This is a genomic window from Pseudomonas sp. YY-1 (assembly GCF_002843095.1).
Classification (GTDB): Bacteria; Pseudomonadota; Gammaproteobacteria; order Pseudomonadales; family Pseudomonadaceae; genus Aquipseudomonas; species Aquipseudomonas sediminis_A.
This window is the reverse complement of the sequence record NZ_PJLX01000003.1, coordinates 157,226-172,618: the sequence shown is the minus strand read 5'-3', so window position 1 is coordinate 172,618 and position 15,393 is coordinate 157,226. Positions and strand designations below refer to the sequence as shown.

Sequence of the window (15,393 nt, the reverse complement as noted above, 5' to 3'; positions counted from 1 at the left end):
GGGTATTTCCATGCAGGACCGCATCCGACTGGTACTGATTTACGGCAGCGTGCGTGAAGAGCGTTTCTGCGACCAGGTGGTGGCCTGGGCGCGGGAACAGATCGAGCAGCGCAGCGAATTCGAGCTGAGCCTGGTCGACCCCGCCGTGATGTTTCGCCAGCCCGGCGAAGCACAGGAGCTCGCCGAGCAACGCCATCAGTCGCTGCAGCAGTTGCTGCGTGCCGATGCCTTTCTGATCGTCACCCCAGAGTACAACCACGGCTACCCGGCGGCGCTCAAGCAGTTCATCGACGAGGTGCCGGCATCCTGGGACGCACGGCCGGTGGGGTTCGTCAGTTATGGCGGGGTGTCCGGCGGGCTGCGCGCGGTGGAGCAACTGCGTCAGGTGCTGGCGGAGTTGCATGCGATGACGGTGCGCGGCTCGGTGAGCTTCACCAATGCCTGGGAGCAGTTCGATGAGCAGGGCCAGTTGAGCGAACCACGGCACGCCAACTCGGCGTTGGCGCATACGCTGGTGCAGTTGAACTGGTGGGCGCAGACGCTGCGCGCCGGACGCGAGCGGGTGCCCTATGAGCGGATCAGGGGGTAGAAACGACGTAGCCCGGAGGCAATTCGGGAGCTTTCAGGGCATCCGCGGATTGCATCCGGGCTACGGAGCAGAGCGCGTGCAATGAATGTAGGAGCCTCGCCCCGAGGCGAAGCTTTTGCGTCTTTAGGCGCATTCGCCGCGAGGCGCGGCTCCTACAGAGCAGGGCTACGTCGTTAATCAGCCGCGGTAGTAGCGCTGCGGCACGAATGGGGTCTTGGCCACTTTCATCGCCACGCGCTTGCCGCGCACCACCGCCCAGACGTCGCTATCGATGGCGACGTGGCTGGCGTTGACGTAACCCATGGCCACCGGCGCGCCGAGGGTCGGGCCGAAGCCGCCGCTGCACACCTGGCCAATCACGCTACCGTCGGCATCGACGATTTCCGCACCTTCACGCACCGGTACACGCTCCTGCGGCAGCAGGCCGACGCGTTTGCGCGCCACGCCTTTTTGCTGTTGCTCGAATACACGCTCTGCGCCCGGGAAGTTGCCGGCGCGCTCGCCGTCAGCGCGGCGCACTTTGGAGATCGCCCACAGCAGGCTGGCCTCGATCGGCGTGGTGGCGCTGCTCATGTCGTGGCCGTACAGGCACAGGCCGGCTTCCAGGCGCAGCGAGTCACGTGCACCCAGGCCGATAGCCTCGACTTCCACTTCGGCCAGCAGGCTGCGCGCCAGGGCTTCGGCCTGATCGACGGCGACGGAAATCTCGAAGCCGTCTTCGCCGGTGTAGCCGCTGCGGCTGACGATGCATTCGCTACCCAGCAGGCGCACGCGGGCGACCTGCATGAAAGTCATCTTGCTTACTTCCGGCGCCAGGCGGGCCAGCACGTCGACCGCTTTCGGGCCTTGCAGGGCGAGCAGGGCGCGCTCTTCGAACAGGCACTCGATCTGGCACTGCTCGCCGATGTGCTTCTTCAGGTGGGCCAGGTCCTGATCCTTGCAGGCGGCGTTGACCACCACGTACAGCGTGTCGTCACCCAGGTTGGCGACCATCAGGTCGTCGAGGATGCCGCCCTGGGCATCGGTGAACATGGCGTAGCGCTGCATGCCCACAGGCAGGTCGATGATGTCCACCGGCACCAGGGTTTCCAGAGCGCGCGCGGCATGCTCGCCACGCAGCAGGATCTGGCCCATGTGCGAGACGTCGAACAGGCCGGCGGCGTCGCGGGTGTGCAGGTGCTCCTTCATCACGCCCAGCGGGTACTGCACGGGCATGTCATAGCCGGCGAAGGGCACCATGCGCGCGCCGAGTTCGAGGTGCAGGGCGTGCAGCGGAGTCTTGGCGAGAGTTTCAGTGGTCATGTCGATTTCCTGTTGGGTGCGTCGCGCGCACCGGTTGGGGCCGCCGTGCGGCCCGTGGTCAGTCGGGTATCAGTCAGCGTAGACCGGGTAGGTGGCGCACAGGTCGGCGACCTGGCCGCGCACGCGCTCGATCACCGCCGGGTTTTCCAGGTCGTCGAGGATGTCGCAGATCCAGCCGGCGAGGGTGCGGCATTCGCCTTCCTTGAAGCCGCGGGTGGTCACCGCCGGGGTGCCGATACGGATGCCGGAGGTGACGAACGGCGACTGTGGATCGTTCGGCACAGCGTTCTTGTTCACGGTGATGTGGGCATCGCCCAGCGCCGCGTCGGCCGCTTTGCCAGTCAGGCCCTGCTTGACCAGGCTGATCAGCATCAGGTGGTTGTCGGTACCACCGGAGACCACGTCATAGCCGCGCTCGACGAACACCGCCGCCATGGCGCGGGCGTTGTCGATCACTTGCTGCTGGTAGGTCTTGAAGCCTGGCTCCAGTGCTTCCTTGAAGCACACCGCCTTGGCCGCGATCACGTGCATCAGCGGGCCGCCCTGAGCGCCGGGGAAGACGGCGGAGTTGAGCTTCTTCTCGATCTCCTCGTTCTTGCGCGCCAGGATCAGGCCGCCACGCGGGCCGCGCAGGGTCTTGTGCGTGGTGGTGGTGACCACGTCGGCGAACGGTACCGGGTTGGGGTACAGACCGGCGGCGACCAGGCCCGCAACGTGAGCCATATCGACGAACAGCAGTGCGCCGACCTTGTCAGCGATGGCGCGGAAACGCGGGAAGTCCAGCACGCGCGAGTAGGCCGAGAAGCCGGCGACGATCATCTTCGGCTTGTGCTCGACGGCCAGGCGCTCGACTTCGTCGTAATCGATCAGGCCGTTCTCGTCGATGCCGTACTGCACGGCGTTGTACAGCTTGCCCGAGGACGACACCTTGGCGCCGTGAGTCAGGTGGCCGCCGTGGGCCAGGCTCATGCCGAGAATGGTGTCGCCAGCATTGAGCAGCGCGAGGTACACGGCGCTGTTGGCCGAAGAGCCCGAGTGCGGCTGGACGTTGGCGTAGTCGGCGCCGAACAGCTGCTTGGCGCGCTCGATGGCCAGCGCCTCGACCTTGTCCACATGCTCGCAGCCACCGTAGTAGCGCTTGCCCGGATAGCCTTCGGCGTACTTGTTGGTCAGGCCGCTGCCTTGCGCCTGCATGACGCGCTGGCTGCAGTAGTTCTCCGAGGCGATCAGCTCGATATGGTCTTCCTGGCGCTGTTCTTCGGCCTGGATCGCCGCGAGCAGGGCGTCGTCATAGCCTTGCAGTTGGTCGTGCTTGCTGAACATGGTGAGGCCCTCTTTATCGTTTTTCTCGGGATGAAAAAGGCCCGCCCCGGTAAGGGGAGCCAAAAGAAACTGGATGAAGCGAAGAACGGTTCCCTCTCCCCTCGGGGAGAGGGTTAGGGAGAGGGGGCTGCGTAGACAACCGCTTTACCCTCTCCCCCGGCCCCCGCTCCGCGCCCCAGCCCTTCGCAGAGCTCAGGGCGCTCAAGCGGGCGAAGCGGTGCTTCGCTTTTTCCGCTTTCGCCCCACAAGTGGGAGAGGGGAGGTTTATTACGCGTCCTGATACGCCTCGATGGACGGGCAGGCGCAGACCAGGTTGCGGTCACCGTAGACGTTGTCCACGCGGCCAACCGGCGGCCAGTACTTGGCTTCGATCAGGGTCGCCAGCGGGTACACGGCCTGCTCGCGGCTATAGGCGTGGTGCCATTCGCCAACCAGCTCCAGCGCGGTGTGCGGGGCGTTCTTCAGCGGGTTGTCGTCTTTATCCAGACGGCCTTGCTCGACCGCGCGGATTTCCTCGCGGATGGCGATCATGGCGTCGCAGAAGCGATCCAGCTCTTCCTTGGACTCGCTCTCGGTCGGCTCGATCATCAGGGTGCCGGCCACCGGGAAGGACATGGTCGGGGCGTGGAAGCCGAAGTCGATCAGACGCTTGGCCACGTCGTCGACGCTGATGCCGCTGCTGTCCCTGAGCGGACGGATGTCGAGGATGCACTCATGCGCCACCAGGCCGCCTTCGCCGGAGTACAGCACCGGGTAGTGTTCTTCCAGGCGACGGGCGATGTAGTTGGCGTTGAGAATCGCCATCTGCGACGCACGCTTGAGGCCGTTGCCGCCCATCATGGTGATGTACATCCAGGTGATCGGCAGGATGCTGGCGCTGCCGAACGGCGCGGCGCTGACGGCACCTTCCTTGCGGGCCATGTGCGCATGGCCCGGCAGGAACGGCGCCAGGTGCGACTTGACGCCAATCGGGCCGACGCCCGGGCCGCCGCCACCGTGCGGGATGCAGAAGGTCTTGTGCAGGTTCAGGTGGGAGACGTCGCCGCCGAACTGGCCTGGGGCGCAGAGGCCGACCATGGCGTTCATGTTGGCGCCGTCGATGTAAACCTGGCCGCCGTTGTCGTGGATGATCTGGCAGATCTCGCGGATACCTTCCTCGAACACACCGTGGGTGGACGGGTAGGTGATCATGATCGCTGCCAGACGATCCTTGTGCTCTTCGGCCTTGGCCTTGAGATCAGCGATGTCGACGTTGCCGCGTGCATCACAGGCGGTCACCACCACGCGCATACCGGCCATGGAGGCGGTCGCCGGGTTGGTACCGTGGGCCGATTGCGGGATCAGGCAGATGTCGCGCTGATCGTCGCCACGGCTCAGGTGGTAGGCGCGGATGGCCAGCAGACCGGCGTACTCGCCCTGGGAACCGGCGTTGGGCTGCAGCGACACGGCGTCGTAGCCGGTGGCGGCGCAAAGCATGGCTTCCAGCTCAGTGGTCAGCTGGGTGTAGCCCGCAGCCTGCTCGACCGGAGCGAAGGGGTGCAGATTGCCGAATTCCGGCCAGGTGACCGGGATCATCTCGCTGGCGGCGTTGAGCTTCATGGTGCAGGAACCCAGCGGGATCATGCTGCGATCCAGGGCCAGGTCCTTGTCAGCCAGCTTGCGCAGGTAGCGCATTAGCTCGGTTTCGCTGTGGTAGCGGTTGAACACTTCGTGCTGCAGGATTGCCGATTGGCGCAGCAGGCCCTGCGGCAGGCGGCTGGCGATCTCTGCAGCCAGGTCACTGACGGCAGGCGCAGCCTGGTCAGCCGCAAACAGGTTCAGCAGCGCCTCGACGGCGGCCTGGTCGGTGGTTTCGTCCAGCGACAGACCCAGACGCTCGGCGTCGATCTCACGCAGGTTGATGCCGGCAGCACGGGCCTTGGCATGCAGCTCGGCGGTCTTGGCGCCGGTCTTGATGCTCAGGGTGTCGAAGAAGTGCTGCTGCTCGACGCTGTGGCCCAGCTTGGTCAGGCCCAGGGCGAGGATGGCGGTGAAGCTGTGTACGCGCTGAGCAATCTCGGTCAGGCCCTGTGGGCCGTGGTACACGGCGTACATGCTGGCGATGTTGGCCAGCAGCACCTGGGCGGTACAGATGTTACTGGTGGCCTTCTCGCGGCGGATGTGCTGCTCGCGGGTCTGCATGGCCAGGCGCAGGGCCGGCTTGCCGAAACGGTCGACCGACATGCCGACCAGGCGGCCCGGCATGTCGCGCTTGAACGCGTCGCGGGTGGCGAAGTAAGCAGCGTGCGGGCCACCGAAACCCAGCGGCACACCGAAGCGCTGGGCGCTGCCCAGGGCAACGTCGGCACCGAACTCGCCCGGCGGGGTGAGCAGGGTCAGGGCCAGCAGGTCGGCAGCCACGGCAACCAGGGCGTTGGCGGCATGGAAACGCTCGACCAGAGCGCGGTAATCGAAGATGTCACCGTTGCTCGCCGGGTACTGCAGCAGCGCACCGAAGTAGGCGCTGGCGTCGGTGATGGTGGCTTCGTCACCGACTTCGATGTCGATGCCCAGCGGCTCGGCACGGGTGCGCAGCACGTCGAGGGTCTGCGGGTGGCAGTGCTGGGAAACGAAGAAGGTGTTGGCAGCCTTGTTCTTCGACAGACGCTTGCAGAAGGTCATGGCTTCGGCAGCAGCGGTGGCTTCGTCGAGCAAGGATGCGTTAGCGATCTGCATGCCGGTGAGGTCGCTGACCAGGGTCTGGAAGTTCAGCAGCGACTCCAGACGACCCTGGGAAATCTCCGGCTGGTATGGAGTGTAGGCGGTGTACCAGGCCGGGTTTTCCAGCAGGTTGCGCAGGATCGGGCTCGGCGTGTGGGTGCCGTAGTAACCCTGGCCGATGAAGTTCTTGAACTGCAGGTTCTTGGCGGCGATGGCCTTGATCTTGGCCAGGGCGTCGGCTTCCGACAGGCCTGGCTGCTCGCCGAGGATGCTGGTGCCCTTGATGCTCTCGGGGATCACGGCACCGGTCAGCGCGTCGACCGAATCGTAGCCGAGCAGTTCGAGCATGGCGGCGGTGTCGGCATCGCGCGGGCCGATGTGGCGGGCGATAAATTCGTTCTGGGTATCGAGCTTGGTCATGGCGGTCACTCAGGCGTCGGCGTTGGCGTTCAACAGACGATCATAGCCGGCCTTGTCCAGCAGGTCGGCCAGCACGGCGTTGTCGGCCAGGCGCATACGGAAGAACCAGGCCTTGTCCAGCGGCGACTCGTTGACCAGCTCCGGGCTGCCTTCCAGGTCGGCGTTGATCTCGACGATCTCGCCGTCCAGCGGCATGACGATATTGCTGGCGGCCTTCACCGACTCCAGCACGGCTACTTCCTCGCCCTGGGCGTAGGACTTGGCTTCCGGCAGTTGCACATACACCACGTCGCCGAGCGCGTCCTGGGCGTAATGGGTGATGCCGACGGTAACCAGACCATCGTTGTCCAGACGCAGCCATTCGTGATCGGCGGTGAAACGCAACTCGCTCATGTCAAATCCTCAGGGGTAATGGTGTCCGCTTCTAGGTGGCGGGCAGGTTGCGAGAGCGTTTGCAATGCCGATGCCAATGTATAAATAGTCAATAAAATCAGCAACTTAACTATACTTTTGGTGGTTGTATACAGTCCTCTGGAACGATATCGCTACGAAACCGGGCGTCGCAAATGGAAAAGTCGAAGTCGCACCAGACGCGGCGCGGCTTTCGCTCGATTGTTGCTTAATCGTTACGGTGTAATGATATCGATACGTCATCTGGCTGGAACCGCTCAAGGGCATTGGGGTCGGTAACTGGGAGGCTTTATAAACAAGGAGATAGACCGATCATGAGACCCCTTATCCCCCTGGCATTCGCACTGCTCGGCGCCACCAGCCTGCAGGCTAGCGAGGCAGTCACCGTGACCCTCGAACAGGCCACCGAAAACGGCACAGGCGCGCCTGTCGGCACCGTGACCATCAGCCAGTCGCCCTATGGACTGGTGTTCACCCCTGATCTTCAGGGCCTGGAGCCGGGCGCGCATGGTTTTCACGTACACACCGAGGCCAACTGCAATGCAGCCGAGGTGGACGGCAAGCTGACACCGGCCGGCGCAGCAGGCGGCCATTGGGACCCGCAGAACGCCGGCCGCCACGGTTTCCCCTGGGAAGACGATGCCCATCTCGGCGACCTGCCGGCGTTGCTCGTCACCGAGGATGGCAGCGCCAGCCAGCCGGTGCTGGCACCGCGACTAAAGCGTCTGGAAGACCTGCATAACCGCTCGCTGATGATTCACGCCGGCGGTGACAATCACGCCGATCATCCGCAGCCGCTGGGCGGCGGTGGGGCGCGTGTGGCCTGCGGTGTGATCAAGGTGCCGACCAGCACCACGCCGATCTGACTCAACGCCGAGAACCGTAGGGTGGGTTAGCGGCGCTGATCGATGAGCGATCTGACAGCGCGGTCGTGGTGCGCCGCGTAACCCACCGGGCGATCTTTCGCGGTGCGCCGATGGTGGGTTACGGCGCTTCTGAATCTGCGGTGCTATCAAGGCTCAAAACAGGCGCCTAACCCACCCTACGGAGCGAGTGCGTCAGTGCTTGCCCGGTATGCCGTACTTGCGCAGGCGTTTGGCGATGGCGGTGTGCGAGGTGCCCAGGCGTGCAGCCAGTTGGCGGCTGGAAGGGTGGCTGTCGTAGAGCTTTTCCAGTAGCGCCTTCTCGTACTCGTCCATGGCCTGTTCCAGGCTGGCGACTTCCCCTTCCACCCTCGGCGCCACTTCGGTGCCGGCGATATCCAGGTCGTCCATCTCTACCCAGTTGCTGTCGCAGATCGCGGCGGCGCGGAAGATCACGTTCTGCAACTGGCGCACGTTACCCGGCCAGCGCCCGGCCAGCAGTGCCGGGAAGGTAGCCGGCGCCAGGCGGCAGGGCAGGCGCTGGATCTGAGCGCAGGCCTGGGCCATGAAGTGCTGAGCCAGCAGCAGAATGTCCTGGCCGCGCTCGCGCAGCGGCGGCACTTCCAGGTTGAGTACGTTGAGGCGGTAGAACAGGTCTTCGCGGAAGCTGCCTTCGGCGACCATCTTTTCCAGGTCACGGTGGGTGGCGCTGAGGATGCGCACATCCACCTTCACTTCGCGGTCGCCACCGACGCGGCGGAAGCTGCCATCGCTGAGAAAACGCAGCAGCTTGGCTTGCAGATAGGGCGACATCTCGCCAATTTCGTCGAGAAACACCGTGCCCTGGTTGGCCAGCTCCAGCAGCCCCGGCTTGCCGCCACGTTGGGCGCCGGTGAAGGCGCCGGGGGCGTAGCCGAACAGCTCGCTCTCGGCCAGGTTCTCTGGCAGGGCGGCGCAGTTCAATGCGAGGAAAGGCGCAGTGCGACGCACGCTGACGGTGTGGCAGGCGCGTGCCACCAGCTCCTTGCCGGTGCCGGTTTCACCGTGGATCAGCAGCGGTGCATCGAGCGACGCCACACGCAACGCGCGGGCCTTGAGCGCACGGATTGGTGCCGACTCGCCAAGCAGCGAGTCGAAGCCTTCGGCATGGTCGTGATGCAGTGCAGCCAAACGCTGACCCATGCGGCTCGGGGCATAGAGGGTGAGCAGGCCGCCAGTCAGGCGACCGTCCTCAGTGATTGGTTGGGCATCGAGCAGCAGCGGCTGACCGGCGAAATGCACCTCGCGCAGCGGCTGATGAAAACCGGCGGCGAGCAGCGATTGCTGCAACGCGTCATCGGCGAACAGCGCGGCGATGCTCAGGCCTTCGGGCGGGCGGCTGCACATGTCCACCAGCGCCGGGTTGGCCAGCAGCACGGTGGCGCGGTCGTCCACCGCCAGCACCGGATCGGGCATGGCCGCGAGCAGCGCATCGAGCTGCAGGCGGCGGCGCTGGCCGGGCAGAATGTCCACTACTTCGACGCTCTGCACACCGTGCACCTGCAGCAGCGCGCCGCGCAGCTCTTCGAGCACGGCGGCGCTCAAGGTCGGTGCGTCGATATAGACGTTTGGCGGTACCATCTCCACCGCATCGAGGTTCAGATTACGCCCGCCAAGCAGCGCCAGGACTTCCTGGGTGATGCCGACGCGGTCGATGAAGCTGACGTGGATGCGCATTGATGATGGTCGAAATGGGCGAACAGGCGGCGATTATGCCTGCTCTGCTCGATATGAGGAAAAGGGCAACACCGTGAGCACAGAAAAACCGAGCCGCGCCGAATACCACCGCGAGCACCAGGCCCGCGCTGAAGCCGAGGCCCAGCGCCTGTTGGCGCGCAAGGCCGAGCTGCAGGGGTGCTGGCTGCCCTGGGTGGCGCAGGAGTTGTACCAGCTCAGCCCGCCGGAGTTTGCCAACATGGTGCGGCGCGAGTTGCAGCGGTTGGCATGAATGTCGAGCTGCATACCAACTGTAGGAGCTGCGCCCCGCAGCGAATGCGATCATTCAGGCGATAAAGAACTCAAGCGCTTCGCCCCGGGGCGGGGCTCCTACAGCCAAGTAGGGCGTACTCGGCTTTGGCTTCCTGCGTCGCTCTACCTCCTGCATCCATGCAGTCGTCGCGAAGCAGTACGCCGTTGGGGGGCGTATTGGGCGTGGGTTGTGGTGCCGGACTCGGCATGGCCCGGCGGACTGTTCGCTGGCGCTCCTGAGTCCGCCCTACGAGGCTGGCGTCCGGTTTGCCTACGCCCGCTTACGTGCACAGCGGCTCATATCCACCTTGCCCACATAGGGATTGCCCCAACCCATCACGCACGCCACCTGCTGGTTGCGCTGCTGCTCCCAGACCTTGGGCGGGTAGGCCTTGCTCCAGGCTTCGTAGAGCTGCCGGTCCTGTTTCGACAGGCGCAGCTTGTAGCGGTCGGACATGTAGAAGTAGGTGCGCGCGATCATCCCGCGGATGGCCGGGCGCGGCATCACCTTGCGTGCCTTGAAGTCCACCACCGTCTCGCAACGGCCATATTGATGCGGCTTCTGCGGCAGCCAGGCGAAGCTGTAGTTGCTGCGATCACCATTCACCTCGCCGATGCTCGGCACCAGGTTGTGCAGGTCGGCCTCGGCTTTGCGGAACTGCATATCGTTGGCTGCGCAGTTCTTGCGACCGCCTTTCTGCCAGCACTGGCGCTGATGGCCGATCACCCAGGCCGGGACGATATGTTCCCACTCGATGCGCTGGGCGCGATTGGCATTCTTGCGTGGCGTGTAGCCACAGGAGCGCAGATCGACCCGATTGCCGCTGTACTTGCAGCCGCAATAGAACTCGGTGGATTGCTGCTCATACAGCGGCCAGGCCAGGCGCTTGGCCTCGGCGAAAGTGGCGGGTGCAGCGTGCAGGGGAAGGGCTGTGAAACAGCAGAGCAGGGACAGTATGCATCGAATCATGGGGCGGCAGGGTAGCCGTCACCGCTGACGATGTGAAGATAGAAATATCAGGTTTTTCAAATGCTTGGGTGATGGCAAGAAGCCTTGATGGCGGGCGGGATGGCGCATTGGTTGCTGCTCGGCTCGTCATCCTGCAAGCAGCACTTCTGCCATCCCGCCCTTACCGTCAGCTGAACCTCGGCAGGCGCTGATCCGAATCATTGCCCTCGCTCTGAGCCGGCTGCGGCAGGCCGTCGACCTTGAGTACCGGCATCCTCTCGCCCACCAGGCGCAGATCGCGGCGGGGCAGGGCGAAGCGCACGTCCAGCTCGCGCAGGGCATCGAGCAGTTGCAGGTTGATCTCCTGCTGAATGTCCATGTACTGGTTGTAGTCCGAGGTCAGCACGATATACACCACCTCGAAGGTCAGCTGGCTTTCATCGAAGCCGAGAAAATGCGCGCGGTCGAACCTGGCCTTGGGCGTGGCGCGGATGATGTCGCCGACCTTTTCCGACACCTGGCGCACCTTGGCGCTGGGCGTGTCGTAATTGATGCCGAACTTGAAGACGATACGGCGGGTATTCATGCGCTTGTAGTTGTGCACGATCTGCCGCAGCAGATCGGCGTTGGCGCACACCACCTGCTCACCGCTGAGGCTACGAATACGTGTGGTCTTCAGACCGATATGCTCGATGGAGCCGGCTACTTCGCCGAACACCACGAAATCACCGATCTCGAACGGTTTGTCGACGCCAATCGATAGCGACGCGAACACATCGCTGAGCACCGTCTGCACTGCCAGCGCCACAGCGATACCACCGACACCAAGGCTGGCCACCAGCGCGGTGATATCCACTCCCAGGTTAGCCAGGATCGACAGCAGCATCACCGACCACACCACGATCAGAATCATGATGCTGATGATGGTGGTCATCACCGGGTTGTAGCTACCGCCGCTCTTGCCTACCACCAGGCTGCGCGACCACAGGCGCACGCCGGTATCGACCCACAACGCTACCTGCAGAGCCAGGGCGACGAACCAGGTATGGCTCAGTGCGCTCTGCCAGGCGAGCGGCAAGTCCGCCAGACGCAACGCCAACAGCAGGGAAAACGCCAACAACAGCACGCGACTGGTGCGGCCGATGACCATGGCGATGAAGTGCGACCAACTGCTTTCCTGATCGGCCGAGCCGGCTTTCAGGCGCTTGTGCAAGGTATTCACCAGGGTACGCAGCACGCTGTAGATCAGCGCCGTGGCGACCAGGACAATCGCCACGTTGAGCCAGACATCGCGTTCAAGCCAGATATTCCACTGTTCCATCGCCAGGGGCCTCCAGAAAAAAGACATATAGGGTTCTGGTGGCGTTGGGGGGCAGAAGTTCCGGGGAAATAGGTGAGAGGTTTGGGTTAGTTCAGTGTTGGGGGAATCGAGCCCTTTCCAGCGCTTTGCAGCGCTTTGCAGTGATCCGCAAAGCCCGGCTTTACTGGCCTTTCTGCTTAGTCAGCACGGCATTTTCCCGCTATGCCTTGCAGTGTCTTCGACACTTTTTCGACAGCTTGCCAAAGTAGTGGTCAGGGGATTTTCTGCGTTTGTTCTACGGCTCTTGACTGCCCTGCGCTTTACTGCTGCTGTTTAATCGATAGGCCGACACGCTTAGCCATCAGAGGCGGAACTGCGTTGCCAACCTGCCTCGCTCTGGAAGATTTTGACCCAACAAAGCGGAACGTCCTCGGAAACGTCTGAAGGCATGCTGCCTCCCTAAGACTTATGGCTCTGTCCTGGGTAGGATGTCCAAAACGACCATTAGAATAGCTGATGCATTTTGTTGTAAGCCCTACAGCAGGCTTGTCCCAACTCAAGCGTCCGTATACGTCTATATGACCTTCATAGCCTCGATGACAAGGCAAAACTAGTCTATCAGGCCAATGCTCACGCCCACCGCCTTCAGGTGTAATTTGAATGCGTTCAAGGTTAATTTCAGATAGCTGCATGGAAAAGTGATCGCTATCAGTTGGGTCGCATTCCCCATGCTTGATTTCGGGTAGGTTTGATATCCAATCCCTTGTGGTCGAATAAGGTGCGCCATTCTTTCCGTGAGTAGGAGTTGGTAGTTCTATTTCGTGGTGTAATGAGGCTAGTAGAATTAGACGGCTTCTCTTTTGAGGTACTCCGTACCATTGAGCCTCTACAACTTTTGTATGATATGAATAGCCGAGAGTTGTTAGTAGTTGGGTGAATCGGTTGAATGTTTCGCTCTTGGTCGCCTTTTTTTGCATGCCTGGTACGTTTTCAATGAAAACATAATCTGGAAGCCAGTGCTGTACGAAACGCCCGAACTCGTCAAGCAAGTTGAGCCGTTTGTCATCCAGTTGACGCTGCCGATTTTGCTTTGAAAATGGCTGGCATGGTGCGCACCCGCTAAATAATAGTGGATTCGATCTGTCCATTAAATTATCTAAGATGCTCGGGTGTACTGTGCGTATGTCTGCTTCTATAAATTGAGCTTCTGGGAAATTCAGTCGAAAAGTTTCTGCTGAATCATGATCAACATCAAGACCCATTTTTATGTTGAAGCCGGCATCTCTGAATCCGCAGCTAGTCCCACCGCAACCAGAGAAAAAATCAAAAACATCTATACGCATGGCTTATTCAACAAGTCTTCTGAGTTGTTCCGATAGAGCGAGTATTGATTGGTTGTCGTTGCTAATGGTTGCCAGTCTACGCACCTGCGTTTCTAGTATTGCTGGTGCGCTTATTTCTTCGCCATCCATCAGGCCTTTTTCAAGGCGTGTGAGTTTAACATATTTGTCTTTTGCTGGTAAGCCTTCGCATTCTTTGGTCATATGATCTTTTGTCATATGCTCCCAAACAAATTCCTCCGGTGTTTTTGAGGGGAGGAAGCTGGTGGTGCTTAATGCATAAACTAAGAAGTCACGTTCAAGTCTTTTTCTATGTTCTGCTAGGTTTGGATCGTTACCGCCATTCTCGGAAAATACTAATTTTCCTGCGGATACACCTGTGAAGTTTAGAATGCTTTCTTTAAGCTTTTCATAATCGGCTTCAGGTATTTTCTTCGGATGTATTACTTCGTTTACTGGGGTTCTGTCGCCATCTAAGAAGAAGTAAGAGGCATCATCTTTTGCCTGGAATAGGCCGGTCATGCACTTGGAGAAAATAGACGGAGCCCCACCCGGATACCAGATTACTTCAAATTGATTAAATGCTCCCTCTCCCAGTGTTCTGAGAGCTTTTCGTACTAGCTCAAATGCAAGTGGGTCTTCCACAAAGATTTTCTTTTTGTTGGCGGGTATTTGTCCTAGATGGAAGAAGGCTTCGGAGGGTTTTATATTTTCTTGAGCAGTTATCTTGTGTGTGGCGGGGTTTGATTGTAGTAGAGTTATTGCTTCGGGCGGAAGCCTGTCTATTATTAGCTTTGAGTGTGTGCCGATGAATATCTGGTGATGCCTTTCTAGCGCTTCTTGGAATAGGAATTCCATTAACTTGATTTGTGCGCCTGGGTGAAGCGAAACTTCAGGCTCGTCAAGAACTATAAGGCTGCGTTCTTCAGTCTTCATTATTTTGTAGACGAGCATGATAATAGCGAATTCTCCGCTTCCGGCAAATGCTTCGCTGTATGTAATTCCTTTGGATTGCAGTATTGCTGTGTGAGAGCGGTTTTCAAATAGGGAGTGTTCAATAAGTCGTATCTCTGAATACTCTTTGCCTATTATATTTGATATCTGCTTGACTGCTTTGTCAGATAGAAGTTCGTTAGCGAAAACTTGTTCTTCTCTGCCTTTAAAGGGTTTGAATGTTTTGAGTCCTTCTCCGATTACCTTTCTTAGTAGTTTTGAGCGTTGTCGGAGAATGTCTTTATTTTGTTTGCCCCGTAAATTCTCCGCGGCATCTCCGTGATAGAGTATTTTGTCGAATGCGCTGATCTCGCTTCGAAAGTCTAGCACTACGACCTTTTTTGTTATGCCCTCCCATCGTGTTCCCTTTCTTCCAGGTACTTTTTTTCCTATTGGTAGAGGAGGTAATAGTTTCATTCCATCGCTTTTTAATGGGCGAGATGGTTCCCATACTTCCCCTTTTCCTGGGCGAGAAATCCGAGTTTGAATGACCTCTACTGTGTTGTTTGAGTGCGGGTCAATGTATCCAAAAATATAACGTGGGCGGCCGCCGCTTTCGTCAATTGGGTCTACATCCGTTTCAAACCAATATTCACTTAAATTTTTGAAGTGCGGGCAGCACGCAATTGCTCGTAGGACCGAGCTTTTGTTGGTGCCATTTGGGCCTACTATTGCAGTAATAGGGAACTTAAAGTCTATTTTCAAATATGGTGTTAGATTTTTAAAGTGAGGGAATCTTATATGTCTAATAAAAGGCTCGTAGTTTTTGCCTTTCATCGCTCCCTGCAATTTTTCTATAACGTCCATATAAAAACTCTTAAGCTGTTAGTTATTTTTCTTGAGATGTTTCGTGCGTACCAGCGCCTAGCTATTTCCTGGGTGATCGCTATCCCGGGTTGGGTTGGCTCAAGTTTCCATACATAAAAAAGGGGACAGATTTATTTTCCTCTCCAGCGCCTTTCCTGCCTGATCGCAAAGCGCCATCTTTCCCGGCTCAAACCCTTGCGGTCAAGCCCTTCAAACGCCAGAAACGAAAAAGCCCCGTCAGTGATGACGGGGCTTTTGCTTGGCTGTCTGGAGCGGGTGATGGGAATCGAACCCACGGCTCTAGCTTGGGAAGCTAGGGTATTACCATTATACGACACCCGCAGCGGGTGCCTTTATACCGGAACCTGCGGCGGAAATGAAGCGCAAAG

The 15,393-nt window shown here is 60.0% G+C and carries 12 protein-coding genes and 1 tRNA gene; 3 read left to right on the top strand and 10 right to left on the bottom strand.

Annotated features, from left to right (window positions below):
• The first annotated feature begins 10 nt into the window (after positions 1 to 10).
• Positions 11 to 589, top strand: a complete 579-nt coding sequence (locus CXP40_RS05915; RefSeq protein WP_106733035.1) for an NADPH-dependent FMN reductase — start codon at positions 11 to 13, stop codon at positions 587 to 589.
• A 177-nt stretch (positions 590 to 766) separates the two neighbouring features.
• Here CXP40_RS05915 and gcvT read toward each other — a convergent pair whose 3' ends face one another.
• The 4 genes from gcvT to gcvH all read right to left on the bottom strand — a co-directional run bounded on the left by gcvT (position 767) and on the right by gcvH (position 6,727).
• Complete coding sequence (gcvT, locus tag CXP40_RS05910; protein ID WP_106733034.1) at positions 767 to 1,891, bottom strand: glycine cleavage system aminomethyltransferase GcvT; 1,125 nt, start codon at positions 1,889 to 1,891, stop codon at positions 767 to 769.
• Between the two features lie 69 nt (positions 1,892 to 1,960).
• Positions 1,961 to 3,214, bottom strand: coding sequence for a serine hydroxymethyltransferase (glyA, locus tag CXP40_RS05905; RefSeq protein ID WP_106733033.1), 1,254 nt, complete (start codon positions 3,212 to 3,214; stop codon positions 1,961 to 1,963).
• Positions 3,215 to 3,481: 267 nt separating this feature from the next.
• Entirely contained in the window at positions 3,482 to 6,334 is a 2,853-nt protein-coding gene (gene gcvP, locus CXP40_RS05900; RefSeq protein ID WP_106733032.1) for an aminomethyl-transferring glycine dehydrogenase, read from the bottom strand.
• Positions 6,335 to 6,343: 9 nt separating this feature from the next.
• Positions 6,344 to 6,727 (bottom strand): glycine cleavage system protein GcvH, encoded by a 384-nt coding sequence (gene gcvH, locus CXP40_RS05895; protein WP_017361715.1) that lies wholly within the window; start codon positions 6,725 to 6,727, stop codon positions 6,344 to 6,346.
• 332 nt (positions 6,728 to 7,059) lie between these two features.
• Here gcvH and sodC point away from each other — a divergent pair, with 332 nt between their 5' ends.
• Positions 7,060 to 7,611, top strand: a complete 552-nt coding sequence (gene sodC, locus CXP40_RS05890; RefSeq protein WP_106733031.1) for a superoxide dismutase family protein — start codon at positions 7,060 to 7,062, stop codon at positions 7,609 to 7,611.
• Positions 7,612 to 7,803: 192 nt separating this feature from the next.
• Here sodC and CXP40_RS05885 read toward each other — a convergent pair whose 3' ends face one another.
• Positions 7,804 to 9,324, bottom strand: coding sequence for a sigma-54-dependent transcriptional regulator (locus tag CXP40_RS05885; RefSeq protein ID WP_106733030.1), 1,521 nt, complete (start codon positions 9,322 to 9,324; stop codon positions 7,804 to 7,806).
• A gap of 73 nt (positions 9,325 to 9,397) precedes the next feature.
• On the opposite strand from CXP40_RS05885, the gene CXP40_RS05880 reads away from it, so the two are divergent.
• Positions 9,398 to 9,595, top strand: coding sequence for a hypothetical protein (locus CXP40_RS05880; protein WP_106733029.1), 198 nt, complete (start codon positions 9,398 to 9,400; stop codon positions 9,593 to 9,595).
• A gap of 291 nt (positions 9,596 to 9,886) precedes the next feature.
• Here the strand turns inward: CXP40_RS05880 and CXP40_RS05875 are convergent, their stop codons facing one another.
• The 5 genes from CXP40_RS05875 to CXP40_RS05855 form a co-directional block, all read right to left on the bottom strand.
• On the bottom strand, positions 9,887 to 10,585 hold the full coding sequence (locus tag CXP40_RS05875; RefSeq protein ID WP_106733028.1) for an endonuclease: 699 nt from the start codon (positions 10,583 to 10,585) through the stop codon (positions 9,887 to 9,889).
• 166 nt (positions 10,586 to 10,751) lie between these two features.
• A complete protein-coding gene (locus CXP40_RS05870) occupies positions 10,752 to 11,885 on the bottom strand; it encodes a mechanosensitive ion channel family protein (protein ID WP_106733027.1) in 1,134 nt (377 codons plus the stop codon).
• 299 nt (positions 11,886 to 12,184) lie between these two features.
• On the bottom strand, positions 12,185 to 13,207 hold the full coding sequence (locus CXP40_RS05865; RefSeq protein WP_106733026.1) for a DNA cytosine methyltransferase: 1,023 nt from the start codon (positions 13,205 to 13,207) through the stop codon (positions 12,185 to 12,187).
• 3 nt (positions 13,208 to 13,210) lie between these two features.
• Positions 13,211 to 15,004, bottom strand: a complete 1,794-nt coding sequence (locus CXP40_RS05860; protein WP_106733025.1) for an ATP-dependent endonuclease — start codon at positions 15,002 to 15,004, stop codon at positions 13,211 to 13,213.
• Positions 15,005 to 15,272: 268 nt separating this feature from the next.
• Positions 15,273 to 15,346: transfer RNA gene (locus tag CXP40_RS05855), tRNA-Gly, on the bottom strand.
• Positions 15,347 to 15,393 lie beyond the last annotated feature (47 nt).

What these genes read in the sequence shown, in the direction of transcription:
- CXP40_RS05915 (WP_106733035.1), top strand. Translation starts at nt 11, where the DNA reads ATGCAGGACCGCATCCGACTGGTACTGATTTACGGCAGCGTGCGTGAA.
- gcvT (WP_106733034.1), bottom strand. Translation starts at nt 1,891, where the DNA reads ATGACCACTGAAACTCTCGCCAAGACTCCGCTGCACGCCCTGCACCTC.
- glyA (WP_106733033.1), bottom strand. Translation starts at nt 3,214, where the DNA reads ATGTTCAGCAAGCACGACCAACTGCAAGGCTATGACGACGCCCTGCTC.
- gcvP (WP_106733032.1), bottom strand. Translation starts at nt 6,334, where the DNA reads ATGACCAAGCTCGATACCCAGAACGAATTTATCGCCCGCCACATCGGC.
- gcvH (WP_017361715.1), bottom strand. Translation starts at nt 6,727, where the DNA reads ATGAGCGAGTTGCGTTTCACCGCCGATCACGAATGGCTGCGTCTGGAC.
- sodC (WP_106733031.1), top strand. Translation starts at nt 7,060, where the DNA reads ATGAGACCCCTTATCCCCCTGGCATTCGCACTGCTCGGCGCCACCAGC.
- CXP40_RS05885 (WP_106733030.1), bottom strand. Translation starts at nt 9,324, where the DNA reads ATGCGCATCCACGTCAGCTTCATCGACCGCGTCGGCATCACCCAGGAA.
- CXP40_RS05875 (WP_106733028.1), bottom strand. Translation starts at nt 10,585, where the DNA reads ATGATTCGATGCATACTGTCCCTGCTCTGCTGTTTCACAGCCCTTCCC.
- CXP40_RS05870 (WP_106733027.1), bottom strand. Translation starts at nt 11,885, where the DNA reads ATGGAACAGTGGAATATCTGGCTTGAACGCGATGTCTGGCTCAACGTG.
- CXP40_RS05865 (WP_106733026.1), bottom strand. Translation starts at nt 13,207, where the DNA reads ATGCGTATAGATGTTTTTGATTTTTTCTCTGGTTGCGGTGGGACTAGC.
- CXP40_RS05860 (WP_106733025.1), bottom strand. Translation starts at nt 15,004, where the DNA reads ATGGACGTTATAGAAAAATTGCAGGGAGCGATGAAAGGCAAAAACTAC.